The following is a 25,123-nucleotide window of genomic DNA, read 5'->3' on the forward strand; positions in this document are numbered from 1 at the left end:
CGGGCCTTAGCCCTGACCTTGCGCCTCCATCAGGGCGCGCAGCAGCTTTTCTTCGGAAAGGTCGTCTTCGGCGGGCTTGTCGGGTTCAGCACCCATGAGCAACGCCATTGCGTCTTCTTCCGGTTCGTCCACTTCGATCTGGGTCTGGTTCGATTCGATCAGACGTTCGCGAAGCTCGTCTGCAGACTGAGTTTCGTCCGCAATCTCGCGCAGCGCAACAACCGGATTCTTGTCGTTGTCACGATCCACGGTGATCGCCGCACCGGCAGACACTTCGCGGGCACGGTGTGCAGCCAGCATCACCAGCTCAAAACGATTTGGGACTTTATCTACGCAATCTTCAACCGTCACGCGGGCCATGGGAACTCCAATTCATCGGGCAGCCTGTGGAAACCTGACAGATATAGCCGCACAGGCGCGAATACAAGTCGATATCAGGTTTCAAGCACAACAATCTCGGCCAGAGCCTCTGGCGCGAGCGCGGTGCACATCTCCTTGACCGTGCAATTGAGCACGGGATGGCGCCAGTCTGCCGCAATATCGCGGAGCGGCACAAGAACAAATGCGCGATCCTGCAATCGCGGATGCGGGAGAATAAGCTCGGTCGGAGCCGTGCTTCTCTGCGTCTCCGGTGGCAGGGATCGCCACTGCTCGAAGGTTTTACGATTCGGCAAAATCGCGTCTCCGGCCGCGATCAGATCAAGATCGAGCGTCCGCATGCCCCAACGTTCTTTTCGCTCCCTGCCGAAATGCGCTTCGATCTCGTGCAACCGCTCCAGCATGCGCTCGGGCGTCAGATCCGAGGAAAGCTTTGCGGCGGCGTTCACGTAATCCGGACCGTTGCCCGCGGGGAAACAAGGCGTTTGATAAAAGGGACTTACGGACGCAACCGAGATTCCCGCGCGCTCGATCCTCTCAAGAGCCGCAAGAAGTGTCCTTTTCGGCGAACCTTCGCCGGAAGGTAGATTGGCACCTAGAGCGATGTAAAATTCATTCATAAATCTGTCATATGTGAGAGCATGACCGGAAATTGCACCTTGCGATGCTAGGTCGAATCATTAAATCACCCGACGCGGCTTTGCCATGAGGCTTCGGAACAACCACTCCCGGATGCTGGCGCAGCCAATGCTTTATTTGAAAGGCTTAATTCATGTTCTACAAAGACGAGCGTTTGGCGCTGTTCATTGATGGTTCCAATCTCTACGCGGCTGCGAAGTCTCTGGGCTTCGACATCGACTACAAGTTGCTGCGGCAGGAGTTTGTAAGGCGCGGCAAGTTGCTTCGCGCGTTCTACTACACAGCGCTTTTGGAAAATGACGAGTACTCCCCCATCCGGCCACTGGTGGATTGGTTGCATTACAACGGCTTCAACATGCGGACAAAACCGGCCAAGGAATATACCGACAGCCAGGGTCGCCGTAAGGTCAAGGGCAACATGGATATCGAACTGACGGTCGATGCCATGGAGCTCGCGGACCACGTCGATCACATTGTGCTCTTTTCCGGTGACGGCGACTTCCGGCCCTTGGTGGAAAGCCTGCAACGCAAAGGCGTGCGCGTGTCGGTCGTCTCCACAATCCGGAGCCAGCCGCCGATGATCGCGGACGAATTGCGCCGCCAGGCCGACAACTTCATCGAGCTGGACGAGTTGCGCGACGTGATCGGTCGTCCGCCGCGCGATCCGATGCCGGATCGTGAACCCGTGGCCGCCGAACAGGACTGATCTTGATCCCGCGCCGGACGGCTGATGTGGAGTGACCTGCTTTCTTTGGGCGGTCTGTTCCTCGTGGCGTTCGGCGCGGCGACCATTCTGCCGTTCCAATCCGAAATCGTATTCGTCGCGCTTCAATTACGCGGCGACATTGCGATCGAACTGATCATTCTCTTTGCCAGCGTGGGCAATATCCTCGGGTCGGGACTGAACTACGCTCTGGGCCGCGTTCTGGAGCGGTTTCACGGCCGACGCTGGTTCCCGGTCTCCGATGCACAACTTGAGCGCGCGCGGGAGTGGTATCTGAAATGGGGCGTCTGGACGCTGTTATTCAGTTGGGCGCCACTCGGGGATGCGTTGACCATCGTTGCGGGTGTCATGCGGACGAATGTCTGGCTGTTCTTCCTGCTCGTCAGCATCGCCAAAACGATCCGTTACATCGTCGTCGCCATGATCACGGCTGCGGCGTTCTGAAGTCCGGACCGGTCATCGCCAGCGGCAGATCACGGGCCGCGCGCGTGATGCCGAACAGCATGAGAGCGGTGGTCGCGCAGAAAAAACCGGCAATACCGATGAACTGCGTTTCAATTCCGACCCCGATGTCGATCAGGAGGCCCGTGAGCCCCGGACCAATGGCTGAGCCCAGAACCATCACCGCCGTGGCCATCGACTTGATCGACCCGATATGAGCGGTGCCGTAAAATTCTGCCCAGAACGCGTTGGGCAGAGTCGCGTTCGCCCCGGATGTCATCCCGAGAAAGACAAAGCCGACCGCCAGTCCAAGGGGGCTGTGTGTCAGCCCGAAGATCAGAAAGGCCGCCACCATCGGCAGTTGATAGAACGGCGTGAGCCGCGCGGTGCCCAACCGGTCCAACGCCCAGCCCGACAGGACCATCGAAGCGATGCCGACGGCTGTGTAAAGCGGGAAGAAGCTCACGAAAACGAGGTGTTCCAGATCCTTCACCTCGGCCACGTGCACCTGGTGAAAGAAAAACGCGGTGTTGAAGGCTGACGGCCCCAGGACCGCCGGGACCATGCACCAGAACAGCGGATGCCGAAGCGCCTGCAACCGTCGCCAGTGGTGCCCGTTCATGCCGAACGACACGTCGGATTCGGCATGGGATGCGGGGGTCCGTTCCTGCGTCAGCAGACGGTACAGGAAGGGAATGGCCCCAAGGCAGACCACCGCGCCCAGGACCCATAGGTTTTGCCAGGCAAAGACGGTCATCGCAGCGACCACGGCCATCGGAACCAGCGCCTCGCCCAGGGCGAACCCCAGCGAGGCAATTGACAACGCCCGTCCGCGCGTGGCGACGAACCAGCGGGCCATCGCGATGACCGCGATATGCGAACACATGCCTTGCCCAAAAAAACGCAGCGCGAAGATGATAACGGGCAAGGCCCAGACCCAAGGATTGAAAGCCATCGCCAGACAGGCCGTTGCAAGCCCGGCCAACACGACCGGGGCGAGGTGTCTCACGCGGAAGAGGTCGGTCAATCCACCGGCCCAGACCATCACCGCCGCCGAGGCCATCGTCCCGATCATGTAGATGCCGCCCCACGCGCCGTGGGTCAGGTCGAAGGCCAGGCGAATCTCTCCGGCAAAGAGCGATATGAAATAGGTTTGCCCAAAGGATGACAGGAAGGTGAGCATGGCACCTGCCGTCAGAAAAGGCGCGTTCGCGCGAAGGAAATCGGTCAGGCGCATGACATCGGCATGCCTCCAAGCCCGGCGCGTTGCAAGCTACAAAGCACCCGCCGGACCGTGGTCGCCCGCTACGGCAGGCTGCGCGTATCGATCTCGTTATGGATGTCCTGAATTTCCGCGGGCCAGGTGCTCTTGATGTACCCAAGAACGCTCGCGATTTCGGTGTGGCTGAGCACGTCGCCAAAGCCCATCATGTTCGATTTGTACGAACCGCCCACAATCGCTTCCGTTCCCTCGCGCACGATCCGCGTCAGAAGCGCGGTGTCGTGATGCCATGTATGCCCGGTTTCGTCATGCGGCGGCGCTGGCAGATAGCCATCGGCGTCGCTACTCTGCCAATTCGCTTCACCTTCGAGGTTAGCCCCGTGGCAGCTCGCGCAATAGCCTTCGTAAATTTCGCGGCCCTCTGCGACCCGTTCGGCATCCAGATAGGGGAGCGCGCCGCTTTCCGGGTTTTCCGACCATCCCGGTCCGACAATCAGGAGCGTGCCCGCAAGAAGCACACCCGCCGCCAGACCTATAGAAACTGTTTTCCGCATTCTGTTCTCCCCTTCAGCGTAGCGCTTTTTGGCAAGTTCCCGTGCGGGAAGGTCAATTCACGGCTCTGTGAGAGTCGCATTGCACTGGAACGGAGCGCCCTGAAGCTTTAGGTCTGGGACATGACGGAGACAGACATGACCAAACCGCCCCTGACCCTCTACCTCGCCGCGCCGCGCGGTTTCTGCGCTGGCGTCGATCGCGCGATCAAGATCGTCGAGATGGCGCTCGAGAAATGGGGCGCACCGGTCTACGTGCGCCACGAGATCGTGCACAACAAATACGTGGTGGATTCCCTGCGCGACAAGGGCGCGGTCTTTGTCGAAAAACTGCACGAGTGCCCAGATGACCGCCCGGTGATCTTTTCTGCGCATGGCGTTCCCAAGGCCGTTCCAGCCGAGGCCGCCAAGCGCGAGATGATCTTTGTCGACGCGACCTGTCCGCTGGTCAGCAAGGTGCATATCGAAGCCGCGCGTCACCATGAGAGCGGCTTGCAGATGATCATGATCGGTCACGAAGGCCACCCGGAAACCGTCGGCACGATGGGGCAACTGCCCGAAGGCGAAGTGCTGCTCGTCGAGACGGTCGAGGATGTGGCCGAGGTCGAGGTGCGCGATCCTGACCGGCTGGCCTTTGTCACGCAAACGACGCTTTCCGTGGATGACACGATCGACATCGTCGCGGCGCTCAAGGCGCGGTTCCCCAGGATTGTGGGCCCGCATAAGGAAGACATTTGCTATGCCACGACCAACCGTCAGGAAGCGGTCAAGGCGATGGCACCCAAATGCGATGCGATGCTGGTCGTCGGGGCGCCCAATTCATCCAACTCGCGCCGCCTCGTTGAGGTCGGCAGCAAGGCGGGCTGCCCCTACGCGCAACTCGTCCAGCGCGCCCCCGATATCGATTGGCGCGCGCTCGAGGGGATCACCAGCGTCGGCATCACCGCCGGAGCCAGCGCGCCGGAAGAGCTGATCACAGAGGTGATCGACGCCTTCCGGGACCGGTTCGATGTGACCGTCGAGATGGTCGAAACGGCGGTCGAAAACGTCGAATTCAAGGTGCCACGCGTGTTGCGCATTCCGGCCTGAGCCGTTGCCGGTTCCTTCGAAGGAACCGGCGAAACCCTTTGAAGGGTTTCGGCCCTAGCGTTTGCCGCCCGGCTTTTTGCCGAATTTGCCCGCAGGTTTGCCACCCGGCTTGCCTGCACCCGCACGAGGCTTGCGCATACTCTGTGAGGGATCGCTGGCATTGGCCCGCGCAACGTTCTTTTTGCTGTTGGGTTTGCCTTCCGGTGGGGGCGGGCCTTTGGGTTTGCCTTTGCCCTTGTAGGGCTGTGCCTGAAATTCGCTTTCCGTCCGCCGCGGCGGACGGTCGCCCCCCGGCTTGTCGCTGTAGGGCTTGCGGTCGCGCGAAGGGCCATCGGCTTTGCCCGCAGATTTCCCATACGGCTTTCCAGCGGGTTTGCCGCCCTTCCGATCCGCAGGCTTCGGCTTGCGCACACGCGGAGCCGGTTCGTCGTTCCAGTCAATGGGCGTTGCGGACTTAGGCGTGGGTGCAGGCTTCGCCTCTGCCGGTGGATGTGCGTCTTCGCGCGTGTCGCGCTTGGATTTGTGGTCCGATTTTGGGCCGTCCTTGTAAGGCTTCCGCTCGGGTTTTGGCCCCGACTTACCCGCAGGACGCGCACCGCGCTCGAACGCCGGGGCCTGATCGAGCTTGGTCAGGGTCACGCCCTTTTCCAGTTCCATCTCTGGCCCGACCGCGTTGAGCAGCCGCGCGACCGATGATTCCCGGATCTGCACGAGGGAATGATCCTGCTGGATACGGATTGCGCCCACGTCTTCCTTGCTCAGATCACCGGCCCCGCAGATCATCGGCAGGATGCGGCGCGGTTCGGCCTCTGCGGCGCGGCCCCCGGACACGGCGAACCACACGCTTGGGCCGAATTCCTCGCGCGGGGCGCGCTTTTCATTCGGATCCGAAAGGTCCTCGGGCGCCGTGTGCTGTTCGCGGAACATGCGCAGGTAAGCAACGGCAATTTGTTCGGGGGTCTTTTCTGCCACCAGCCGGGCCACGACCGATGCCTCCGACTCCTCGACCGGGACATCCCATGACGGGTCGGCGAACATCCGACCCTCATCGCGCGCCAGCACTTCGTCGGCAGATGGGGCAGGCCCCCATTCCGACTTGAGCTTGGCCATGCCCAGAATGCGCTCGGCCTTCTTGCGCACTTTCGGTGTCACGATCAGCGCAGAGACCCCCTTGCGCCCGGCGCGACCTGTCCGGCCCGAACGGTGCAGCAGGGTTTCGTGGTTCGACGGCAGTTCGGCATGAACCACCAGATCAAGATTGGGAAGGTCGATCCCGCGCGCTGCCACATCGGTGGCCACACAGACCTGCGCCCGCCCGTCGCGCATGGCTTGCAGTGCGTGGGTGCGTTCGGTCTGGGACAACTCGCCGGACAGGGCTACCACCTGAAATCCACGGTTCGACAGGCGGGTGGTCAGGCGGTTCACCATTGCGCGGGTGTTGGCGAAGACGATGGCATTCGGGGCTTCGTAGAACCGCAGCGTGTTGATGACGGCGTTGTCTGTGTCGCGGTCGTTCACCAGCATGGCGCGATAGGCGATGTCGGCGTGCTGGCTCGATTCCGATTTCGTGACCACGCGGATGGCATCGCGCTGGTAGCTTTTGGCAAGCTTGGCGATCTGCGGTGGAACGGTGGCCGAGAAGAGAAGCGTCTGCCGGTCTTCGGGAGCTTCGCCAAGGATGAACTCGAGGTCTTCGCGGAACCCCAGATCCAGCATCTCGTCCGCTTCGTCCAGCACCACGGCGCGACATTGGGACAGGTCGATGGAGTTGCGCATGATGTGGTCGCGCAGACGGCCCGGCGTGGCGACAACGATATGCGCCCCGCGTTCCAGCGCCCGGCGTTCGTCGCGCATGTCCATGCCCCCCACGGTCGAGGCCATGACGACACCGGCTTGCGCGTAAAGCCACGCCAACTCGCGCTTCACCTGCATCGCCAATTCGCGCGTCGGCGCAATCACCAGCGCCAGCGGCGCACCGGCGGCACCGAAGGTTTCGTCCTCAAGGATGGTCGGCGCGATGGCAAGGCCAAAGCCCAGCGTCTTGCCGGATCCCGTCTGCGCCGAAACCAGAAGGTCGGCACCGACATAGCCGGGATTGAGCACAGCCTCCTGAACCGGGGTCAGCGTGTCGTATCCACGGGCATCAAGAGCGTCTTGCAGGGCTTTTTTCACGAGTGTTGTCTTCTTTGTAGGGGCGGCCATCAGAAGGCCAAAGCGCGCGTCTAGATCATCGGGGCACAAATGTATAGCGTCATCGCAGCGCACCTATGGGAGAGCCGCCATGATCAGCCTGCAATTTCTCGTGACCGCCCTGGTCGTCGTCCTCGCACCCGGCACCGGGGTGATCTACACGCTGGCCGTCGGATTGGGGCAGGGGCGGTGGCCGTCGATCTGGGCCGCGCTGGGCTGTACCTTCGGGATCGTTCCGCATCTTCTGGCGGCGACTTTGGGGCTGGCGGCAGTGCTGCACACCTCTGCGCTTCTGTTCAACGTGGTGAAGTTCGCGGGTGTCGCTTACCTTCTCTGGCTTGCCTGGCAATCGCTGAAGTCCGGGGGTGCGTTGGCGGTGTCGGCGGATCGCAGCGCCGAAAACGGTCTGCGCATCGCGCGGCGGGGGGCGTTGATCAACATCCTAAACCCGAAACTGTCGATCTTCTTCCTGGCCCTGTTGCCACCCTTCCTGTCGGGCAATCCCGCCACGGCCACGGTCGAAATGGCGGTGCTTGGCGGTATCTTCATGGCCATGACCTTTGCCGTGTTCGTGCTTTACGGCGTTTTCGCAGCGGCCGCGCGGACGTGGCTCTTGGGAAGCGAGCGCGTGATGCGGTGGCTCAATCGGTCCTTCGCCGGCATCTTTGCCGCGCTTGCCGGACGGTTGGCACTGGAACGGGCCTGACCTATCTGGCCTCCCGACTGCCCAAGTGACCGGACCCAACTGACATGACGCACATCCCCCGCTCCGCCCTGATCCTCGGCCTCGCTGGCGTGATCCCCTTCGCATGGGGCGCGCTGACGCTTCTGTCGGATGGCGTGGCGCAATGGGGGCTGGACACATTGGGGCCTCGGTTCATCGGGCCGTATGTTCAACTGTCCTACGGGATGGTGATCCTCAGCTTCATGTCGGGTGTGCTGTGGGGCTTTGCCACCAAGGCCGAGGGCGGGCAGGCGGCGACCGGCTATGCGCTTTCGGTCATCCCGGCGCTTTGGGCGTTCTTCATGACCGGCGGCGGGCCGGTATCGGCGGGGATGAATCTGATCTTCGGATTTCTGGGGCTTCTGGTCCTCGACTTCGCCTTTTGGCATTGGGGCCTTGCGCCGAAATGGTGGATGCAGTTGCGGGTGTTGCTCACCGCGCTGGTGGTGGTCTGCCTTTCGGTCGGAGTGTTCCTGTGACCGATCGCGAGACCATCGCCGTCTACGATGCTCGCGCTGGGGATTATGCCAAGCTCGAAACCTCTGACACGCCAAGCGCGACTCTGGCTGCCTTCATTGTAGCCCTGCCGACGGGCGCGAGAGTGCTTGATCTGGGCTGCGGTCCCGGCACCTCGGCGCGCCACATGGTGCGGGCGGGGTGTGTTGTCGATGCGCTTGACGCCTCGGCCGAGATGATCGGGTTGGCATCGGCCATAGACGGCGTCACCGCGCGACAGGCCAGTTTCGACGACATCAGCGTAACCGCGATCTATGACGGTGTCTGGGCCAATTTCAGTCTGCTGCACGCGCCGCGCGCCGACATGCCGCGCCACCTCTCCGCGATCCACACCGCGCTGAAACCGGGCGGTCTGTTTCACATCGCGGTCAAGGAAGGCACGGGCGCGCACCGGGACAGCATCAACCGGCTCTACACCTACTATACCGAAGCGGAACTGACCGACCTCTTGCAGGCGGCGGGTTTTTCCGTGGGCCCCTATCGACGCGGACGCGACAAAGGGTTATCGGGCGAGGACGCAGACTGGATATCCGTAACCGCCCATGCCTGACCTTTACGCCTATACCGACGGAGCCTGTTCGGGAAACCCCGGACCCGGAGGCTGGGGTGTGCTGATGCAGGCCAAGGACGGCGAGACGGTGGTCAAGGAACGCACCTTGTCGGGCGGTGAAGCCAACACCACGAACAACCGGATGGAGCTTCTGGCCGCGATCCACGCGCTGGAAACGCTATCGCGCCCATCCGCGCTGACCATCGTGACCGACAGCGCCTATGTGAAGAATGGCGTCACCGGCTGGATCCACGGCTGGAAGCGCAATGGCTGGAAGACCGCAAACAAGAAGCCAGTCAAGAATGTCGAACTCTGGCAACGGCTGGACGAGGCGCAGGCGCGGCATGACGTGACCTGGGAATGGGTCAAGGGCCACGCGGGCCACCCCGAAAACGAGCGCGCCGATGAATTGGCGCGTGAAGGCATGAAGCCCTACAAAAAGGGTGCTGCGTGACCCTGATCGCGCTGCTCGACCATGCCGCCGTGCTGGTCTTTGCCCTGACCGGCGCGCTGGTCGCCAGCCGGGCGCAGCTCGACATCATCGGTTTTGCCTTTCTCGCGATCCTGACCGGGGTGGGTGGCGGCACGTTGCGCGATGTGCTCCTGGACCGGAACCCGGTGTTCTGGATGGCCGACCCGACCTATCTTGCCGTGGCCGTCTTTGCCGCCTTCGTGGTGTTCTTCACCGCCCACCTGATCGAAAGCCGCTACACGGCGATCCTCTGGCTGGACGCGGCAGCCCTGTCCTTTGCCGTCGCTGCCGGGGCGCGGATTGCGTCGACCCTCGACCAGAGCGCGTCCATCGTCGTGGTGATGGGGACGGTGACAGGCTGTCTTGGAGGTCTGATGCGGGATGTGGTGGCCAATGAGGTTCCGCTCGTCCTGAAACAGGGCGAACTCTACGTGACCTGCGCCGTGGCCGGAGCGTCGGTTGTGGCGCTTGCACCGCTTGTCGGCCTTGATGCGACAGTCACGGTGCTGGCCTCGGCCGCGCTGACATTCGCTCTCCGCGCGGGGTCCATCGCCTTCGGGTGGCGGCTGCCGGTCTACAAATCCCGCCCGCCGCGCCGCTGACCACGGTCGGATTGGGGCTCTGCCCCAAACCCCGAGGTACTTGCAGCCCAAAGACGCCTATTGCAAATCTGCAAAGGCGGTTTGCAAACGCGCGACGGCGTCCTCGACGCGGTAGCGCTGCGTGGCGAGGTTGAACCGCAGGAAGCTCTCTCCACCGGGGCCGAATTCCGGGCCGGGGCTGGGTGCGATACGGGCATCCTGCCGGACCCGGCGGCTGATCTCGTCGAAACTCATCCCGGTGCCCGAGAAATCGACCCAGGCGAGGTAGGTGGAGTGAAGCGGCAGCGACCGTACGCCGGGTATGGCATTCACGCCGTCGTCGAAAGTCGACTTGAGGTCCGCCAAATGCGCGATCTGGGCATCGACCCACGCGGCACCTTCGGGTGTGTAGGCGGCAGTCACCATTTCAAGGCCCAGTCGGTTCGGGGCATAGTCCAAAGACCGCAGGCGCTGTGTCATTGCGGCGCGGAGCCTGTCGTCCGGGATGATCATATTCCCGGTCTTCAGCCCCGCGATGTTGAACGTTTTGGATGACGCGGTAAGCACGACCAACCGGTCTCGCGCATCGGGGGCGGCGACGTCGAACGGGGTGAAGGTGAAGCCGGGATAGATAAAGTCGTGGTGAATTTCGTCCGCCACGATGATCAGATCGTGGCGCTTGGCAAACTCGGCGACCTGGCGCAGCTCATCTGACGACCAGATGCGGCCCGACGGGTTCTGCGGCGAGCAGAAGATCAGCATCTTTTCGGTGCCGTCCAGAGCCGCTTCCGCCGCCTCGAAATCAAGATTGTAGGTATCGCCGTCGCGGGCAAGCGACACTTGGACCGGCGCGCGTCCGGCCCTGCGGATCTTGAATTCAAACTCGTGGTAAACCGGGTTGAACGTCACGATGCGGTCGCCGGGGTCTGTCCAGACATCGATGCAGAAGGCGATGGCGTTACCAAGACCCTGTGTCGTCAGGATCCAGTCGGTGTCGATGTCCCAGCCGTGGCGGTTTGTCATCCACCACTGGATCGCGTTGTGATAATCGGTGTTGTCGGCCCAGTAGCCGAAGACACCGTGATTCACGGCCTTTTGCAACGCCGCGAGAACGCAGGGCGCCGTGGGGTAATCGCTGTCGGCGGTCCACATCGACAGCCCGTCTTCCAGCGGCACGTCGAACTTGCTTTCCAGCATGTCCCATTTGGAACTGTTGGTGCCGCGACGGTCATTCGGTTGGTTGAACAGATCACGCATTTTCCACTCCGCTAAGCTCCGATTTGGCGCGACGCTATCCCAGTGAACGGCAGGTGCAAGCCCCCGCTCTATTGCCCTTGCGGCATGGATTAACTAGATCACTGCCATGAAATTGCCGATCCTCATCCACCCGGACCCGCGTCTGAAAAAGGTCTGCGACCCCGTGCCCGATCTGTCGGACGATTTGCGCGTGTTGGCCAAAGACATGCTTGAAACCATGTACGACGCGCCGGGCATCGGGCTTGCCGCGCCGCAGGTGGGTGTATTGTCGCGGCTGATCGTGCTGGATTGCGTCAAGGAAGAAGACGCGGCGCCCCGTCCTCTGGTGATGTTCAACCCCGAAATCATCGCGTCGTCGGACGATATGAACGTCTACGAGGAAGGTTGCCTTTCGATCCCCGATCAGTTCGCGGACGTCACCCGCCCCGATGCGGTCAAGGTCGGCTGGATCGACGAAAACGGCAACCCGCAGGAGGAAGAGTTCGACGGTCTTTGGGCGACCTGCGTTCAGCACGAGATCGACCATCTGAACGGCAAACTGTTCATCGATTACCTCAAGCCGCTGAAGCGCCAGATGATCACGCGGAAGATGGTCAAGCTGAAGCGCGAACTGGCACGGGCATGAGCGTTCTGCCCATCGTCAAGTGGCCCGATCGGCGGTTATCGCAGGTCTGCGCGCCCGTCGATGACGCGGCGGCTCTCGGCGACCTGATACAGGATATGTTCGATACGATGTACGACGCTCCGGGTCGTGGATTGGCCGCGCCGCAGGTGGGTGTCATGCAGCGGGTTTTCGTCATGGACCCCACATGGAAAGAAGGCGACCGGACGCCTTATGTGTGCATCAATCCCGAGATCGTGTCCGCCTCTGACGGTGTGGCCTCCGGCCCCGAAGCGTGCCTTTCCATTCCGGGCGTGTCCGCCGAGGTGACCCGTCCCACTGAGATCACTCTGGCCTATAGCGACGAAACCGGCGCGCGGTGTGAAGCACATCTGACCGGATTTGCCGCGATCTGCGCACAGCATGAATTGGACCATCTGAACGGAGTGGTGATCTTCGACCGGCTGCCCGCTGCGGAAAGGCCGCAGCTTGAAACCGACTATGCGGCGCTGTCTTGACAGTGCGGCGCTGCCTGCCCTGGCCGAACAAGTGCCTGCGCACCCCGGCCGCGCCGGTGGACGAGATCACCGACGAGATTCGTGCGCTCTGGGACGATATGATCGACACGATGGAGGCAATGCCCGGCGTGGGTTTGGCGGCGAACCAGATCGGTGTCTTGAAACGTCTTGCGGTCGTGGATGCCTCCGAGGAGCGCGGCAAGGCGGTGCGCATGGCGAACCCAGAAATCCTGCACGCTTCGGTTCAGCTGCGGCCGCATGAAGAGGCCAGCCCGAACCTTCCGGGCGTCTCCGCGTCCATCGAGCGCCCGCGCGCTGTAACCGTACGGTTCATCGGTGCGGATGGTACGGTACGGGAACAGGATTTCGTTGGACTGTGGGCGACCTCGGTCCAGCACCAGATCGACCATCTGAATGGGAAGATGTATTTCGATCATCTGAGCAAGACCAAGCGGGACATCCTGTTGCGGCGGGCGAAAAAGCTGAAAGGCTAGGACATGCGGATCATCTTCATGGGCACGCCCGACTTTTCTGTTCCAGTGCTCGACGCTCTGGTCGAGGCTGGTCACGAGATCGCAGCCGTCTATTGCCAGCCCCCCCGCCCGGCGGGGCGCGGCAAGAAGGACCGTCCGACCCCCGTCCAAGCCCGGGCCGACGCGCTTGGGCTCGAGGTGCGGCACCCGAAAACGTTGCGGAATGAAGACGCCCAGCGTGAGTTCGCCGCTCTGAATGCCGACGTCGCGGTGGTGGTGGCCTATGGGTTGATCCTGCCGCAGGCCGTTCTGGACGCGCCGAAATACGGCTGTCTGAACATCCACGCATCGCTCTTGCCACGTTGGCGCGGGGCTGCGCCGATCCACCGCGCGATCATGGCGGGGGATGCAGAGACCGGCATCTGCATCATGCAGATGGAGGCGGGGCTGGACACCGGGCCGGTGCTGCTGCGCGAAGCGACGCCGATTGGTGCCACGGAAACGACGGGTGAACTGCACGACCGATTGAGCGAGATGGGGGCACGGCTCATTGTCACGGCTTTGAACCGACTGCCCGAGCTTCGTCCGCAGGCGCAGCCCGACGACGGCGTCACCTATGCCGAGAAGATCGACAAGGCCGAGGCAAAGGTCGATTGGACCCGCCCCACTGTCGAGGTCGACCGGCTGATCCGGGGGTTGTCACCATTTCCCGGGGCCTGGACGATGATCGGCGAGGAGCGGGTGAAAATGCTGGGCAGCGTAGTAGCAGACGCTCAGGGCACGGCGGGAACCGTCCTGGATGACCGGTTCACCATTGCGTGCGGCGATGGGGCGGTTACGATCACCCGGGCGCAACGCGCTGGAAAAGGCGCGCAGGATGCAGAGACGTTCCTGCGCGGCATGGCTGTCCCGAAAGGGACACGGATAGGAGAGTAACCATGTTCATGATCCTGATGGGCACCGTCGTGATCGCAGGGATCGTCGGTTACATCTCTGAAAAGACCGGGTTCACCAATAACGGCATCGTTCAGAGCATCATCATCTGCGTGGGTGGGGCCTTCCTCGCCTATTTCGTACGCATCATGTTCGGGATTGGATTTGGATCGCCGGGGATGAATGCCATCGTGTCATCGCTGGGTGCCTTGATCATCGTGCCAACCCATTGGAGGGCGTCGGTGCGGGATCGGCGGCGGAGGTAGATCATGCCCGTCCTGTTTCTTCTCGTCATCGGCGCTGCGGCAGGATTCCTGGCCACGCGACTGATGCGGGTCGAGATGGGAACGCTTCAGACCGTGCTGATCGGGATCGCGGGCGCGTTGATTGGCGGTATGGTTATCCGCTTTCTGCTGCTGGCAGGTGGCGCTGTCGCGGGACTTGTGGGCGCGGTTCTCGGTGCGATGATCGTCATCTGGGTGGTGCAGAAACTGCGTTCGAAATGGTGACGAAAAGGTCGTCTCAGATGTATAAATTGCTCATAGTTAACGACGTCAGATAGTGGTGGTCGAAGACAACGCAGTGTTACCTCGGATTGGCCGGATCAATCCGGTCAAATCTGAAACTGATTGATAAATTCTAGTTTGATCAAAGGCGAACGACTTTGCCAAAGTGCCGGACTCCAGCAATGCTCTGTAGTGCTTTCCTTCGCCCACATGCTGTCCGCGATCCGCGACATATCTGATACCCTTCGCGCCGCGGGTGAACGGGTAGTGCAGGAATCCGGCGATACTTTCAGAGACGGGCATAGATCGATTCAATTTATGTGCGCCTCCGTTGAAGCGCATCCCGCGTTGCCAACGCAATAATCCGACTTTAGTCATATTGAGTGCTTCGTTGAAATAGCGGCGCGCCATCTGGCCGACCGTCAAGCGCCATATCAAACCGTGGTCGGCATTGATCGAATTGCTCAAGCCGAGATGTCTGCACAGCAACGTCCTTTTTGGGAAATCGAGGTCTTCAAAAAGAGGGCCTCTGTTCATCCTGTGTCTTGGACCTCCGTGAAAGGCGACCGGAGGCGTTGGATATTTAGCACCCACTTTTCCAATAACAGGGCGCATGGCATACCCCTCTGGTCCATCGAAATGCTGAAAGCGTTGACGGAGGGGTATCTTGCTGCCTTGTGGGTGAAGATGATCTGCAAGCGGGCGGTCCGTGTACATGTCAATCATCAACGTCGCGACAGCTGACGCACCCTCCTCGTCCAATTGCGAGATGTAGCCCAACAAATCGGGCGCGCCGGCGAAAACGAAATGTTCGTCCAGATCAGGAACGAGGCACCACCGCTCGTCCGCAAAGGTGTCCAAGAGTTCCGACCGCCAGATGGCTTTGTGCTCTTTATAGGACGAGCCGTGGGCAGGACGGAATACCGTGACGTCTGGCATCTTCGAAAGGATGTCGCTGGTGCCGTCCGTAGAGTTGTCGTCGACGATCAAGAACGTTACCGGTCCTAACGCACGGTAGTGGTCAAGAAAGTCGCACAGGATGTTGGCTTCGTTGTGCGCAAGTGCAACCACCGGGATCGCAAAAGGATCCAGATTATCGGGGCCTGATTGAATCAGTGTTCTCATACTGTTTTCGGTCTTTGCTAGCGTAGTTACCGCATGATGAGCACGGGCACCTTGCAGGAGCGGAGCATCTCGGTGGTCGTGGAGCCGATGATGAAGCTGCGCACGCGGCTGTGGCCGTAGGCTCCCATCACGAGCAATTCGTGCGCGCCGTTCGAGGTGATCTGGGCCAGTACCTTTTCGGGCTCCCCGCTTTGTAGAACAGTGTCAGCATCAAAACCGCCGGCCTTGAGCGTCGCTGCTGCATCCGCGAGGGATTTCTGGATTGCCGGGGTGTCCTTGCCCGCAAAGACGAGCGTCACTTTGAGGTCCGCGAACAGGGGGCTTCGGGCGATGTAGTCCACCGCCTTGAGCGATGACGCCCCGCCGTCGAAGGCCACGAGAACCGACTTGATCGGCTTGAAGGCGCGGTTTGCGATGAAGACCGGGTTGTGGCTCGCCCGGACAATGCGTTCGAGATTGGAGCCAAGATGCTCCATCGCCAAGGCGGCCGCCTCGCCGCGCTTGCCGATGACGATCATGTCGCCGGTCTGTTCCTTGGCGCTGATCGTCTCAACCAGGTCTCCTTGTCGAAGGCGCGTTTCGACGCGGATATCGCTGTCGCGCTGGATCAGCGCCTTGGCGTCTTCGAGGATCGCGCGGCCGTGTTCATGCGCCAGTTTCGCACGGGCGGCGTCCAGTTCCGACAGTTGCTCCAGCAGCGCGCTGCGGGCCCCGAGACGGATCGCGCCCGAAAGGTCCTGTTTCTCGACCGCGTCGCGGCGGCCCATCACGTGATAGATCTTGACCGTCCAGTCGTTCCGCCCGGCGATCCACGCCGCGTGATGGCAGACGCTTTCGGAATAGGCAGAACCGTCCACAAGGGCGATGAGGGTGTTGCTGGTCATGGTGGTGCCTCCCTAGTGGCCGAGCAATTGATCCATCGCGTCCGGCTTGTCGTGCATGGCAAGACGGTCAACGATGGTTTCAGAGGCTTCGTTCAGCCCGATCAGCTCGACCTCCGCGCCTTCCCGACGGAACTTGAGCACAGCCATGTCCAGCGCTGCAACCGAGGAAATATCCCAGATATGCGCGCGGCTCAGGTCGATGGTGACTTTCTCGGGCGCTTCCTTGAAGTCAAACGCCTTCATGAAATCCTCGGACGAGGCGAAGAAAAGCTGGCCTTCGATGGTGTAGGTGCGGTGGTTCCCGTCCGGCGTGATGGTCGACCGGACGCGGAAGAGCTGCGAGATTTTCCACGCGAAGAAGATGCCCGAGAGCAGCACCCCGACCAGAACGCCGATGGCGAGATTATGGGTGTATATCACGAAGAACACGGTCGCCAGCATCACGATGGACGACGATCTGGGATGATCGCGCAGGTTCTTGATCGACGACCACGAGAACGTGCCGATTGAGACCATGATCATGATCGCTACCAGAGCAGCCATAGGGATGATCGCCACGATATCGCCAAGCGCCACGACAAGGATCAGCAAGAACACGCCCGCGACAAAGCTCGACAGTCTCCCGCGCCCGCCGGATTTCACGTTGATGATGGACTGGCCAATCATCGCGCAACCCGCCATGCCGCCGATAAATCCGGTGGCCGTGTTTGCTAGGCCCTGACCAATGCACTCCTGATTGCGGCTCGAGGTTGTATCGGTGAGGTCATCGACAATCTGCTGGGTCATCAGGCTTTCCAGCAGGCCCACGACTGCCACCGCGATTGAGTAGGGGAAGATGATCTGAAGCGTCTCGAAGGTCAGCGGAATGTCGGGGATGAGGAACACCGGCAGCGTATCGGGCAGATCGCCCATATCGCCCACGGTGCGCACGTCCCATCCCATCGCGACCACGAGGGCCGTGAGCACGATGATCGTGACCAGAGGTGACGGGATGGCTTTGGTCAGCATCGGGAAAAGGTAGATGATCGCGAGACCGGCAGCGACCAACGCGTAGGTCAGGGGCGGCACACGCGACGGATCGAGTTCCGGCAACTGCGCGATGAAGATGAGGATCGCGAGCGCGTTGACGAACCCGGTCATCACGGATTTCGACACGAAGCGCATCACGTAGCCAAGCTTCAGAAACCCGGCCCCGATCTGAAGCAGCCCGGCCAGTACGGTCGCGGCGAGCAGGTATTCGAGCCCGTGATCCCGCACCAGCGTCACCATCAGAACCGCCGTGGCGGCCGTCGCTGCGGAGATCATGCCGGGACGTCCCCCGGTGATTGCGGTGATGACGGCAATGGAGAAGGACGCGTAGAGCCCCACCTTGGGATCGACACCCGCGATGATCGAAAACGCGATGGCTTCTGGGATCAACGCCAGGGCCACGACCAAACCCGACAGAAGGTCGCCGCGAATGTTATGAGTCCATTGGCGCTGATATTGTGCGAAGGAAATCATGAAAGTTCTTTGCCCATAGGCCGCGATCGGAAGCGCGGTCTTTTTCGGTGTCGTCACGTGATGGGGTGGTCGGCGGATAGGCGGCCGAAAAGACTGGCCGGGACCCTCACCCGTCCCAATGTTTGCGCGTCCCTTACCGTGGCGTTGGTCAGAAGCCAAGCCGAGCACTCTAAAACGTCGGGTCCGTGTGATGTGAGGGGGCAATACGGCAACAGACGGCGCGACGTGACGCGTGTGGGGAGAAAACGGAGGATCACGCGTCTCGCTCCCCGTTGTGCGTAAACACGGAGCATCCTGCGCGGTGGTGGGTGTTTGGTGGAATTCTGCTGAGGTCTATCTACGTATTCAAGGGAACACAGGAGCAAGACATGGGACATCTGGTCGACGGCGTTTGGAAAGATCAATGGTACGACACCGAAAGCACGGGCGGTGCGTTCAAGCGCAGCACGGCCAAGTTTCGCAACTGGATCACCGCCGATGGCAGCGCGGGACCGACCGGAGAGGGCGGGTTTCCAGCTGAATCCGGGCGCTACCATCTTTACGTGAGCCTCGCCTGCCCGTGGGCGCATCGCACGCTGGTCTTTCGTGCGATCAAGGGTCTTGAGGATCACATTGACGTGTCGGTGGTTCACCCCGACATGCTCGGTGATGGCTGGACCTTCGATACGGACTTTCCCGGAGCGACCGGCGATCGGCTCTACGATTTGCCGTTTGCGCGCGATATCTATCTGAAGGCGGACCCCGAGATCTCTGGGCGGGTCACGGTGCCGATCCTCTGGGACAAGGAGCGCGAGACCATCGTGTCCAACGAAAGCTCCGAGATCATCCGCATGTTCAATTCTGCCTTCGACGCGATCACCGGAAATCAGGACGATTATTGGCCCGAAGAGTTGCGCGATGACATCGCCCCGGTAAATGACCGGATTTACGACACGGTGAATAACGGTGTCTACAAATCCGGCTTTGCCACGACGCAAGAGGCCTATGAAGAGGCTGTAGGGCCGCTTTTCGACAGTCTGGATTGGTTGGAAGAGCGCCTATCGACACGTCGCTACCTGATGGGGGACCGCATCACCGAAGCGGATTGGCGGTTGTTCACCACTCTCGTGCGCTTCGATTCGGTGTATCACCTGCATTTCAAATGCAACCGACGCAGGATTGTCGATTACCCGAACCTTTGGGCCTACACGCGTGAGCTTTATCAATGGCCGGGTGTGGCCGATACGGTCAATCTCGACCATATCGTGCGGCACTATCATTACAGTCACGAAACGATCAATCCGCACCGGATCATCCCGATCAATCCGGTTCTCGATTTCGACGCGCCACACGGGCGGGACCGGCTGAAAGCGGCTTAGGTCGCTTTGGCGTAGTGCTCGACCATCGCGGTCAGGTCGTCAGGCTGGGTCGCGCTGGGCACGAAGGCGCAGGCGTTCGAACAAAGCTGGAAGATCGACCCATCCGAGAAAAAGCTCGTGTTCGTGACGAAGATCACGCGCGCGTCTGGATGGCGATAGCTTGCATAATCGGCAACAGCGATCGCGCTGCCGTTCTCTAGAACGACATCGAGGATGATGATCGGATAGAACCGTTCGGAGAGTTTCTCGGTCGCGGCGTCCTGATCCAGAGCGATATCCGCAAAATGCCCATGCCGCTGCAGGTGGCGTTGCCACAATTGGCCGAGGCTGGCCTTGTTCTGCACAATCAGCACGTTCATGGGAAGTTACGGGTCCTTATGTGGAAGCAGGCTGCGTCACAGTCAGCCCTGATAAGATAATAAATTGTTAACGTGCGGGTAAGGAAAGCTGTCAAATGCTGAATATGAGCGGATCATGGCCGATATCTAGCGATTCTGTCCACAGCGTCGCGTATAGGTTGTAACCTTCAGCCGCTGACGCGTTAACTCTCTCTGCTCAAGGTCGTGTCGGAAAACGGTCCCCCGCGGCAGTGATAACGGTCAGCCGTCCCTCTGCGTCAATGACGTAGAGATCGCATCTGGACGCACCGGTGACGAATTCGATGCAAATCCTGCTGTCATCCAGAACAGTGAAGTAGCCATATCCGGTCCCGCCGTCATTTGCGTAGGTATAGGTATAGCGCCCATCGTCGAAAAACCGTGATCGACCGTTGTCGAAGAATGTGATGGTCGCGCCACGGAGGCGGTCGTCCAGAGCGGACTTGTCGAACAAGGTATCGCTGTCACGCGGACCCCAGTTTTGCGCCGAAAGGGCAATTGGGATCAGGCCAAGGAGAAGCACGGAGCGGAACATCGTTATACGGTACGGAAAAACCGCTGCGTATCGAGACACGTTTACGCGACCATGCGCTCCGCTTTTTTCAGATCGACGGACACGAGTTGGCTGACACCCTGTTCCTGCATGGTCACGCCAAAGAGTCGATCCATGCGGGACATCGTTACCGCATGGTGTGTGATGATGAGGAAACGCGTCTCGGTGCGGCGGCACATTTCGTCCAGCAGATCGCAGAAACGCGTCACGTTGGCGTCGTCCAGCGGCGCATCGACTTCGTCAAGCACGCAGATGGGGGCAGGGTTCGCAAGGAACACGGCAAAGATCAGGGCAAGCGCCGTCAAGGTTTGTTCACCACCCGACAGCAGCGACAGCGTCGACAGTTTCTTACCGGGAGGTTGGCACATGATCTCTAGCCCGGCCTCAAGAGGATCGTCGCTTTCCACCATCACAAGGTTTGCTTCGCCTCCGCCGAAGAGATGCGTGAAGAGCAGGGAGAAGTTGCTGTTCACTTGCTCAAACGCGGTCAGCAAGCGCTCCCGTCCCTCGCGGTTGAGGCTGGCGATACCCGACCGAAGGGTTTTGACCGCTTCTTCGAGGTCCTGTTTTTCGGCCAGAAGCGTGTCGTGCTCTTCCTGCACTTCGCGCGCGTCTTCCTCGGCCCGCAGGTTCACCGCGCCCAGGGCATCACGCTGGCGTTTCAGCCGGTTCACATCGGCGTCGATTGCCTTTGCCTTGGGGAGGTTATCGGGATTGGCCCCCAGTTTGTGCAGTAGCTGGCTTGGGCTGGTCTCTTGTTCTTCGGCGATGCGCTCTGCGGCGGCGTTGACGGCTTCGCGCGCGGCTTCGGCACGGGCTTCGGACCGGGCACGGGCCTCGCGCGCTTCGGATGCCTTGCGTTCGGCCTCGCGTTCCGACTGATCGGCGGCGCGCAGCGTAGCCTCACCTGTCGAAAGCGCGTCGTCGGCGGCGGCTTTTCGCGCCTCGGCCTGCGTGATCTCATGCCCAAGGCTGTCACGCTGCGCGGCCAGTTCTGCGGGCGTGTTCGCGGCGGCGTCCAGTTCCGTTTGCGCGGCTGCCCGGCGTTCCGCCAACTCGGCGCTCCGCTTTTCGGCGGTCTCAAGACGATGCCGCCAGCCGCTAAGTTCCTTGGTGACCTGTTGCGCGCGCGCTTTGCGGGCGTCGCCTTCGCGGCGCAATTCGTCTTGTGCCGAACGGCGGGCCATCATCGTCATGCGTGCGGCTTCGACCGTCATCTTGAGGTCCTCGACCTCGGCGCGCGCGATGTCGAGCGGTTCAAGTTCGGCCACGGCGCGCTGCGCTTCGACCAATTGCGCGCGCGCGGTCGTGGCTTCGTCCTCGTGGCGGGACACAGAGAGGGACAGGCTCTCCAGCTTGCCTTCTGCCATGTCGCGGTCGGCCTCGGCCCGGCTAAGCTTGCGTGCAGCATCGGTGACGGCGGCATCCGCATCGCGGCGCGCCTGGCGGGCAGCTTTTTCGGCCTGCGCGAGATCAGCCAGCCTTTGCGTGAGGCTTTCATGCGCCGCGCGGGCACCATCGACGCGGGCCGACGCGCGGGCGGTTTCCTGTTTCAGCGTTTCAAGACGGTTCAACTGCTCGAGGCGAAGAGCAGCGGCAGATGGCGCATCTTCGGCCCAGGCGCGATAGCCGTCCCATCGCCACAGGTCGCCTTCAAGGCTGACCAACCGTTGGCCGGGCATCAACAAGGGTTGTAGCCGTGCGGCATCCTCGGCATCGGCCAGCCCGATCTGCTCCATGCGCCGCTCGAGCACCTCTGGCACTGAAACATGATGGGTGAGCGGTGTGACGCCCTCGGGTAGCGGTTGGTCGGTGTCGTAGCGGGGAAGGGCGGTCCAGCCGGTGGGGCCATCGCCGTCAACCTCGGGCGCGCGCAGGTCATCGGCAAGGGCAGCACCCAGCGCCTTCTCGAACCCCTGTTCCACCTGCAACCGGTCGAGGATCTGCCCACCCTCGGCGGTGTCCCGATCCAGCAGGCGGGCAAGGGCCGTCGTCTCCGCGCTGAGCGCGTTCATCTCGCCTTCGGCCTCAGAACGTTCCGCCCGGGCATCGGCTTCGCGCGACTGGGTTTCTGCACGGGCGGCCTCGGCCTCGGTCAACACCTGGTCGGCGCGGTCTGCCAGATCACGGGCGGCGGTTTGCTCTGTTTCGGCTTGCGATGCGGCCGATTTCGCGTCGGCAAGCGCCTGCTTTGCCGTGGCCATCGCGTCCCGCGCACGTTTGGTTTCGGCTTCGTTGCGGTCCAGCGTCTTCTGGCTGTCGGACAGCAAACGGTGCGCGGATTGATGGCGCGCGGCGAGGCGGGCGACGTCTTCGGTCTTTTGGCTGAGATCGGCCTCGCGTGCCTGCAAGACGGCCCCGGCTTCGCGGGCTGCTTCGATTGCGGCAGCGAGTTTGTCCTCGTGTCCTTCGGAGGCCTTCTCAAGCTCGCGCGCTTCCCATTCAAGTTGCTGGATGGTTTCGCCAGCGTCGCGGTTGAGCCCGTTTTCGCGCTCCATGTCCTTGGTCATCTGGTCGATGCGCCGGGTCAGGGTGGCGATGGTTTCCTCGGCGCGGCGTTCCTGTTCGGACAGGGTGTCGCGTTGCAGGGTCAGGCGCTGGACAATGGCAGCGGCGATGGCCGCTTCTTCGCGGAGGGGCGGCAAGGCCCCATCGGCCTGTTCGCGGACCTTCGTCGCCTCGCGCGCGGCGGTCTCGGCCTTGGCGGCGTCGGTTGTGCGTTCGCGGAGTTGCGCATCGGCTTCGGCACGCGCGACATCCGCGTCTTTCCAGCGGCGGTACAGCAGCAAACCTTCGGCGTGGCGCAGCTCTTCGCCGATGGCGCGATAACGGGCGGCTTGGCGCGCCTGCCGCGCCAGCTGGGCCAATTGCGCGGCGAGCTGTTCGATCACGTCATCGACGCGCAGCAGATTGGCCTCGGTGTTCTTGAGCTTGAGTTCCGCCTCGTGCCGACGCTGGTATAGGCCGGAAATGCCAGCAGCCTCTTCGAGGATGCGGCGGCGGTTCTTGGGCTTGGCGTTGATCAATTCGCTGATCTGGCCCTGCCGGACGAGCGCAGGCGAATGCGCCCCGGTGGACGCATCCGCGAACAGCATCTGCACATCGCGCGCGCGCACGTCCTTGCCATTGGCCTTGTAGGCGCTGCCCACGTCGCGGGTGATGCGGCGGACGATGTCGAGCTGGTCCTGATCGTTGAAGCCGGCGGGGGCCAAACGGTCCGAGTTGTCGATCTGGATCGACACCTCGGCAAAGTTACGGGCAGGCCGGGTGGCGGCTCCAGCGAAGATCACGTCTTCCATGCCTCCACCACGCATCGCGGTGGGGCGGTTTTCGCCCATGACCCATCGAAGCGCTTCGAGAAGGTTCGATTTCCCACAGCCGTTCGGCCCCACGACGCCGGTCAGACCATCGGCGATGATCAGATCGGTGGGGTCAACGAAGCTTTTGAAGCCCGTCAGACGGAGTTTGGAAAAGCGCACCTGTGTAGCCTGCCTGATTCCCGTTTTGACGGACAGTGTGTCGCGGCGTCTGGCATCGAGTCAACGCTTTGGTTCCGTATGTCGTTATTCGCGATGAATTATCCACAAGATATTGAGGTAACTGGCGGCTGCTCAATGGTGCTGAGGAACTCGACACCAACGGAGGGTACCAAGAGAGACTTTACATTCTAATTTTTGAATGTATTTATATTCTGAAAACGGAATATAAGGAGACTCGTCATGGACCGTTCCGTCACCAGACCCGCAGACACCTATTCGCCAATCTATTTCCTCGCGTCTCTCGGGGCCGGGGGGATTACTGTGACATTCTTCATGTTCCTGATGTTCTGGGTTCCGCACCCGAACCAGCCTGTCCCGGTTTTCGAGGACATCGCCACGGCTTTGGCGCAAGGCGGCCTGCCTCTCCAAAGCGCCATTGCCATCGCGCTGATCGGGATTGCGGTCTTTGCGTTTCTCAACATCAAATCGCTGATCTGGAACCTTCAATCGCTGTCGGTTTTCAAGAAAACCGATTCTTACGCAAAGCTGCGTGAAACCAACGCCGAGGCAACCTTGCTTGCCATGCCGCTGGCGATGGCCATGAGCGTGAACGCGATGTTCATCGTCGGTCTGGTCTTCGTGCCGCAGCTTTGGAGCGTCGTCGAATACCTGTTCCCATTGTCTCTCCTTGCCTTTGCGGCCATCGGTGTTCTGGCCTTCCGCATGATCGGCGCGTTCTTGGGCCGGGTGCTGTCCAAAGGGGGCGTGTTCGACGTGACTGCGCATAATTCGTTTGCCCAGCTTCTGCCGGCCTTCAGCATCGCGATGGTCAGTGTCGGATTTGCAGCCCCTGCCGCGATGAGCACCTCGTCGGCCACGGTTGCCATTGCACTGATGCTGTCCACCTTCTTTGGCGTGGCGGCGATCCTCTATACCGTGATCGCAGCGACCACCGCCTTTGCGTCGATGCTCCAGCACGGCACTGCGCGCGAATCCGGTCCGACGCTCATGATCATCGTGCCCATCGTCACGGTTCTGGGGATCATGTTCCTGCGCCAAAGCCACGGTCTGCACGTCGCTTTCGACACCCATGCGCAAGCCGGTGAGACCATGATCTTTCTCGCGCAACTTCTGTCGATCCAGGTGGCGTTCCTGCTTTTGGGCGGCGTCGTGATGATGCGTCAGGGGTATTTCAGCGATTTCGTCATCGGTTCGAAGACATCGCCCGGATCCTATGCGCTGGTCTGCCCTGCCGTTGCCCTGTCGGTGATGATCCAGTTCTTCCTCAACAAGGGGCTCGTGGCGGCGGGTGCGGTTGAAAAGTTCGGCATCGCGTATTGGGGCGTAACCGGCGTCGCCATCGTGGCGCAGGTCGTCGCCATCGCGCTGGTACTTCGCCTGAACCGTCAGCATTTCGCACGGCGCGCGGTTGCGGCCAACGCGGTGCCTGCCGAATAACCAATTCGCGGATACGAACCG

Annotated in this window: 28 protein-coding genes; 16 read left to right on the top strand and 12 right to left on the bottom strand. The window is 61.4% G+C overall.

Annotated elements, in window-relative coordinates; all coding sequences use genetic code 11:
• Positions 1–6: 6 nt before the first annotated feature.
• Both rpoZ and folK read right to left on the bottom strand, forming a co-directional pair.
• Positions 7–360, bottom strand: coding sequence for a DNA-directed RNA polymerase subunit omega (gene rpoZ, locus Q1B16_RS15910; protein WP_299790925.1), 354 nt, complete (start codon positions 358–360; stop codon positions 7–9).
• A gap of 74 nt (positions 361–434) precedes the next feature.
• Entirely contained in the window at positions 435–998 is a 564-nt protein-coding gene (gene folK, locus Q1B16_RS15915) for a 2-amino-4-hydroxy-6-hydroxymethyldihydropteridine diphosphokinase (protein ID WP_299790928.1), read from the bottom strand.
• Between the two features lie 152 nt (positions 999–1,150).
• Between folK and Q1B16_RS15920 the strand changes: the two genes are divergently transcribed.
• Together Q1B16_RS15920 and Q1B16_RS15925 are read left to right on the top strand one after the other, a co-directional pair.
• Positions 1,151–1,723 (top strand): NYN domain-containing protein, encoded by a 573-nt coding sequence (locus Q1B16_RS15920; RefSeq protein ID WP_299790931.1) that lies wholly within the window; start codon positions 1,151–1,153, stop codon positions 1,721–1,723.
• A gap of 24 nt (positions 1,724–1,747) precedes the next feature.
• Complete coding sequence (locus Q1B16_RS15925; protein ID WP_299790934.1) at positions 1,748–2,185, top strand: YqaA family protein; 438 nt, start codon at positions 1,748–1,750, stop codon at positions 2,183–2,185.
• On the opposite strand, the gene Q1B16_RS15930 is transcribed toward Q1B16_RS15925, so the two are convergent.
• Entirely contained in the window at positions 2,166–3,419 is a 1,254-nt protein-coding gene (locus Q1B16_RS15930) for an MFS transporter (protein WP_299790937.1), read from the bottom strand. The two genes, Q1B16_RS15925 and Q1B16_RS15930, sit on opposite strands and share 20 nt — an antisense overlap.
• 68 nt (positions 3,420–3,487) lie before the next feature.
• Positions 3,488–3,958, bottom strand: a complete 471-nt coding sequence (locus Q1B16_RS15935) for a c-type cytochrome (protein ID WP_299790940.1) — start codon at positions 3,956–3,958, stop codon at positions 3,488–3,490.
• Between the two features lie 135 nt (positions 3,959–4,093).
• Here Q1B16_RS15935 and ispH point away from each other — a divergent pair, with 135 nt between their 5' ends.
• Positions 4,094–5,044, top strand: a complete 951-nt coding sequence (gene ispH, locus Q1B16_RS15940; protein WP_299790943.1) for a 4-hydroxy-3-methylbut-2-enyl diphosphate reductase — start codon at positions 4,094–4,096, stop codon at positions 5,042–5,044.
• 54 nt (positions 5,045–5,098) lie between these two features.
• On the opposite strand, the gene Q1B16_RS15945 is transcribed toward ispH, so the two are convergent.
• Positions 5,099–7,216, bottom strand: coding sequence for a DEAD/DEAH box helicase (locus Q1B16_RS15945; protein WP_299790946.1), 2,118 nt, complete (start codon positions 7,214–7,216; stop codon positions 5,099–5,101).
• A gap of 109 nt (positions 7,217–7,325) precedes the next feature.
• On the opposite strand from Q1B16_RS15945, the gene Q1B16_RS15950 reads away from it, so the two are divergent.
• From Q1B16_RS15950 to Q1B16_RS15970, 5 genes are read left to right on the top strand one after another with little or no spacing between them, the layout of a single operon-like run.
• Entirely contained in the window at positions 7,326–7,940 is a 615-nt protein-coding gene (locus Q1B16_RS15950; RefSeq protein WP_299790950.1) for a LysE family translocator, read from the top strand.
• A 44-nt stretch (positions 7,941–7,984) separates the two neighbouring features.
• Positions 7,985–8,437 carry a DUF3429 domain-containing protein gene (locus tag Q1B16_RS15955; protein ID WP_299790953.1) on the top strand — a complete coding sequence of 151 codons (453 nt, stop codon included), beginning with the start codon at positions 7,985–7,987 and terminating at the stop codon, positions 8,435–8,437.
• The gene (locus Q1B16_RS15960) at positions 8,434–9,024 is read left to right on the top strand and encodes a class I SAM-dependent methyltransferase (RefSeq protein ID WP_299790956.1); all 591 of its coding nucleotides are present in this window, start codon (positions 8,434–8,436) and stop codon (positions 9,022–9,024) included. Before Q1B16_RS15955 ends, Q1B16_RS15960 begins: the two co-directional genes overlap by 4 nt.
• Positions 9,017–9,478: a ribonuclease HI gene (gene rnhA, locus Q1B16_RS15965; RefSeq protein WP_299790959.1), complete on the top strand. Its 462-nt coding sequence runs from the start codon at positions 9,017–9,019 to the stop codon at positions 9,476–9,478. Before Q1B16_RS15960 ends, rnhA begins: the two co-directional genes overlap by 8 nt.
• On the top strand, positions 9,475–10,098 hold the full coding sequence (locus tag Q1B16_RS15970) for a trimeric intracellular cation channel family protein (protein ID WP_299790962.1): 624 nt from the start codon (positions 9,475–9,477) through the stop codon (positions 10,096–10,098). Before rnhA ends, Q1B16_RS15970 begins: the two co-directional genes overlap by 4 nt.
• Positions 10,099–10,155: 57 nt before the next feature.
• On the opposite strand, the gene Q1B16_RS15975 is transcribed toward Q1B16_RS15970, so the two are convergent.
• Complete coding sequence (locus tag Q1B16_RS15975; RefSeq protein ID WP_299790965.1) at positions 10,156–11,334, bottom strand: PatB family C-S lyase; 1,179 nt, start codon at positions 11,332–11,334, stop codon at positions 10,156–10,158.
• Between the two features lie 106 nt (positions 11,335–11,440).
• On the opposite strand from Q1B16_RS15975, the gene def (Q1B16_RS15980) reads away from it, so the two are divergent.
• Genes def (Q1B16_RS15980) through Q1B16_RS16005 form a run of 6 tightly spaced genes read left to right on the top strand, consistent with a single transcriptional unit; the run spans position 11,441 to position 14,368 of the window.
• Complete coding sequence (def, locus tag Q1B16_RS15980) at positions 11,441–11,959, top strand: peptide deformylase (protein WP_299790968.1); 519 nt, start codon at positions 11,441–11,443, stop codon at positions 11,957–11,959.
• Positions 11,956–12,453, top strand: a complete 498-nt coding sequence (gene def, locus Q1B16_RS15985) for a peptide deformylase (protein WP_299790971.1) — start codon at positions 11,956–11,958, stop codon at positions 12,451–12,453. Before def (Q1B16_RS15980) ends, def (Q1B16_RS15985) begins: the two co-directional genes overlap by 4 nt.
• Positions 12,450–12,947: a peptide deformylase gene (gene def / locus Q1B16_RS15990; protein WP_299790974.1), complete on the top strand. Its 498-nt coding sequence runs from the start codon at positions 12,450–12,452 to the stop codon at positions 12,945–12,947. Before def (Q1B16_RS15985) ends, def (Q1B16_RS15990) begins: the two co-directional genes overlap by 4 nt.
• A 3-nt stretch (positions 12,948–12,950) precedes the next feature.
• Complete coding sequence (gene fmt / locus Q1B16_RS15995; RefSeq protein ID WP_299790977.1) at positions 12,951–13,862, top strand: methionyl-tRNA formyltransferase; 912 nt, start codon at positions 12,951–12,953, stop codon at positions 13,860–13,862.
• A gap of 2 nt (positions 13,863–13,864) precedes the next feature.
• Positions 13,865–14,125 carry a hypothetical protein gene (locus Q1B16_RS16000; protein ID WP_299790980.1) on the top strand — a complete coding sequence of 87 codons (261 nt, stop codon included), beginning with the start codon at positions 13,865–13,867 and terminating at the stop codon, positions 14,123–14,125.
• Between the two features lie 3 nt (positions 14,126–14,128).
• Positions 14,129–14,368: a GlsB/YeaQ/YmgE family stress response membrane protein gene (locus Q1B16_RS16005; protein WP_299790983.1), complete on the top strand. Its 240-nt coding sequence runs from the start codon at positions 14,129–14,131 to the stop codon at positions 14,366–14,368.
• Between the two features lie 45 nt (positions 14,369–14,413).
• On the opposite strand, the gene Q1B16_RS16010 is transcribed toward Q1B16_RS16005, so the two are convergent.
• The 3 genes from Q1B16_RS16010 to Q1B16_RS16020 are packed head-to-tail and all read right to left on the bottom strand — an operon-like array spanning position 14,414 to position 17,877.
• Positions 14,414–15,490, bottom strand: coding sequence for a glycosyltransferase family 2 protein (locus Q1B16_RS16010; RefSeq protein WP_299790986.1), 1,077 nt, complete (start codon positions 15,488–15,490; stop codon positions 14,414–14,416).
• Positions 15,491–15,516: 26 nt separating this feature from the next.
• Entirely contained in the window at positions 15,517–16,374 is an 858-nt protein-coding gene (locus Q1B16_RS16015) for a universal stress protein (protein WP_299790989.1), read from the bottom strand.
• A gap of 12 nt (positions 16,375–16,386) precedes the next feature.
• Positions 16,387–17,877: a SulP family inorganic anion transporter gene (locus Q1B16_RS16020; RefSeq protein WP_299790992.1), complete on the bottom strand. Its 1,491-nt coding sequence runs from the start codon at positions 17,875–17,877 to the stop codon at positions 16,387–16,389.
• Between the two features lie 368 nt (positions 17,878–18,245).
• Between Q1B16_RS16020 and Q1B16_RS16025 the strand changes: the two genes are divergently transcribed.
• Entirely contained in the window at positions 18,246–19,235 is a 990-nt protein-coding gene (locus Q1B16_RS16025; protein WP_299790995.1) for a glutathione S-transferase family protein, read from the top strand.
• On the opposite strand, the gene Q1B16_RS16030 is transcribed toward Q1B16_RS16025, so the two are convergent.
• The 3 genes from Q1B16_RS16030 to smc form a co-directional block, all read right to left on the bottom strand.
• Entirely contained in the window at positions 19,232–19,594 is a 363-nt protein-coding gene (locus Q1B16_RS16030; RefSeq protein ID WP_299790998.1) for a hypothetical protein, read from the bottom strand. The genes Q1B16_RS16025 and Q1B16_RS16030 overlap by 4 nt on opposite strands.
• Positions 19,595–19,790: 196 nt before the next feature.
• Complete coding sequence (locus Q1B16_RS16035) at positions 19,791–20,135, bottom strand: hypothetical protein (RefSeq protein ID WP_299791001.1); 345 nt, start codon at positions 20,133–20,135, stop codon at positions 19,791–19,793.
• Between the two features lie 53 nt (positions 20,136–20,188).
• A complete protein-coding gene (smc, locus tag Q1B16_RS16040) occupies positions 20,189–23,644 on the bottom strand; it encodes a chromosome segregation protein SMC (protein WP_299791004.1) in 3,456 nt (1,151 codons plus the stop codon).
• A 240-nt stretch (positions 23,645–23,884) separates the two neighbouring features.
• Here smc and Q1B16_RS16045 point away from each other — a divergent pair, with 240 nt between their 5' ends.
• The gene (locus tag Q1B16_RS16045; protein WP_299791006.1) at positions 23,885–25,102 is read left to right on the top strand and encodes a hypothetical protein; all 1,218 of its coding nucleotides are present in this window, start codon (positions 23,885–23,887) and stop codon (positions 25,100–25,102) included.
• Positions 25,103–25,123: the final 21 nt, after the last annotated feature.

This window comes from uncultured Marivita sp. (genome assembly GCF_947488135.1).
GTDB lineage: Bacteria > Pseudomonadota > Alphaproteobacteria > Rhodobacterales > Rhodobacteraceae > Marivita.

Bases quoted from the DNA above. Each gene is read 5' to 3' on its own strand.
- rpoZ (WP_299790925.1), bottom strand. From the start codon at position 360: ATGGCCCGCGTGACGGTTGAAGATTGCGTAGATAAAGTCCCAAATCGT.
- folK (WP_299790928.1), bottom strand. From the start codon at position 998: ATGAATGAATTTTACATCGCTCTAGGTGCCAATCTACCTTCCGGCGAA.
- Q1B16_RS15920 (WP_299790931.1), top strand. From the start codon at position 1,151: ATGTTCTACAAAGACGAGCGTTTGGCGCTGTTCATTGATGGTTCCAAT.
- Q1B16_RS15925 (WP_299790934.1), top strand. From the start codon at position 1,748: ATGTGGAGTGACCTGCTTTCTTTGGGCGGTCTGTTCCTCGTGGCGTTC.
- Q1B16_RS15930 (WP_299790937.1), bottom strand. From the start codon at position 3,419: ATGCGCCTGACCGATTTCCTTCGCGCGAACGCGCCTTTTCTGACGGCA.
- Q1B16_RS15935 (WP_299790940.1), bottom strand. From the start codon at position 3,958: ATGCGGAAAACAGTTTCTATAGGTCTGGCGGCGGGTGTGCTTCTTGCG.
- ispH (WP_299790943.1), top strand. From the start codon at position 4,094: ATGACCAAACCGCCCCTGACCCTCTACCTCGCCGCGCCGCGCGGTTTC.
- Q1B16_RS15950 (WP_299790950.1), top strand. From the start codon at position 7,326: ATGATCAGCCTGCAATTTCTCGTGACCGCCCTGGTCGTCGTCCTCGCA.
- Q1B16_RS15955 (WP_299790953.1), top strand. From the start codon at position 7,985: ATGACGCACATCCCCCGCTCCGCCCTGATCCTCGGCCTCGCTGGCGTG.
- rnhA (WP_299790959.1), top strand. From the start codon at position 9,017: ATGCCTGACCTTTACGCCTATACCGACGGAGCCTGTTCGGGAAACCCC.
- Q1B16_RS15975 (WP_299790965.1), bottom strand. From the start codon at position 11,334: ATGCGTGATCTGTTCAACCAACCGAATGACCGTCGCGGCACCAACAGT.
- def (WP_299790968.1), top strand. From the start codon at position 11,441: ATGAAATTGCCGATCCTCATCCACCCGGACCCGCGTCTGAAAAAGGTC.
- def (WP_299790971.1), top strand. From the start codon at position 11,956: ATGAGCGTTCTGCCCATCGTCAAGTGGCCCGATCGGCGGTTATCGCAG.
- fmt (WP_299790977.1), top strand. From the start codon at position 12,951: ATGCGGATCATCTTCATGGGCACGCCCGACTTTTCTGTTCCAGTGCTC.
- Q1B16_RS16000 (WP_299790980.1), top strand. From the start codon at position 13,865: ATGTTCATGATCCTGATGGGCACCGTCGTGATCGCAGGGATCGTCGGT.
- Q1B16_RS16005 (WP_299790983.1), top strand. From the start codon at position 14,129: ATGCCCGTCCTGTTTCTTCTCGTCATCGGCGCTGCGGCAGGATTCCTG.
- Q1B16_RS16010 (WP_299790986.1), bottom strand. From the start codon at position 15,490: ATGAGAACACTGATTCAATCAGGCCCCGATAATCTGGATCCTTTTGCG.
- Q1B16_RS16015 (WP_299790989.1), bottom strand. From the start codon at position 16,374: ATGACCAGCAACACCCTCATCGCCCTTGTGGACGGTTCTGCCTATTCC.
- Q1B16_RS16020 (WP_299790992.1), bottom strand. From the start codon at position 17,877: ATGATTTCCTTCGCACAATATCAGCGCCAATGGACTCATAACATTCGC.
- Q1B16_RS16025 (WP_299790995.1), top strand. From the start codon at position 18,246: ATGGGACATCTGGTCGACGGCGTTTGGAAAGATCAATGGTACGACACC.
- Q1B16_RS16030 (WP_299790998.1), bottom strand. From the start codon at position 19,594: ATGAACGTGCTGATTGTGCAGAACAAGGCCAGCCTCGGCCAATTGTGG.
- Q1B16_RS16045 (WP_299791006.1), top strand. From the start codon at position 23,885: ATGGACCGTTCCGTCACCAGACCCGCAGACACCTATTCGCCAATCTAT.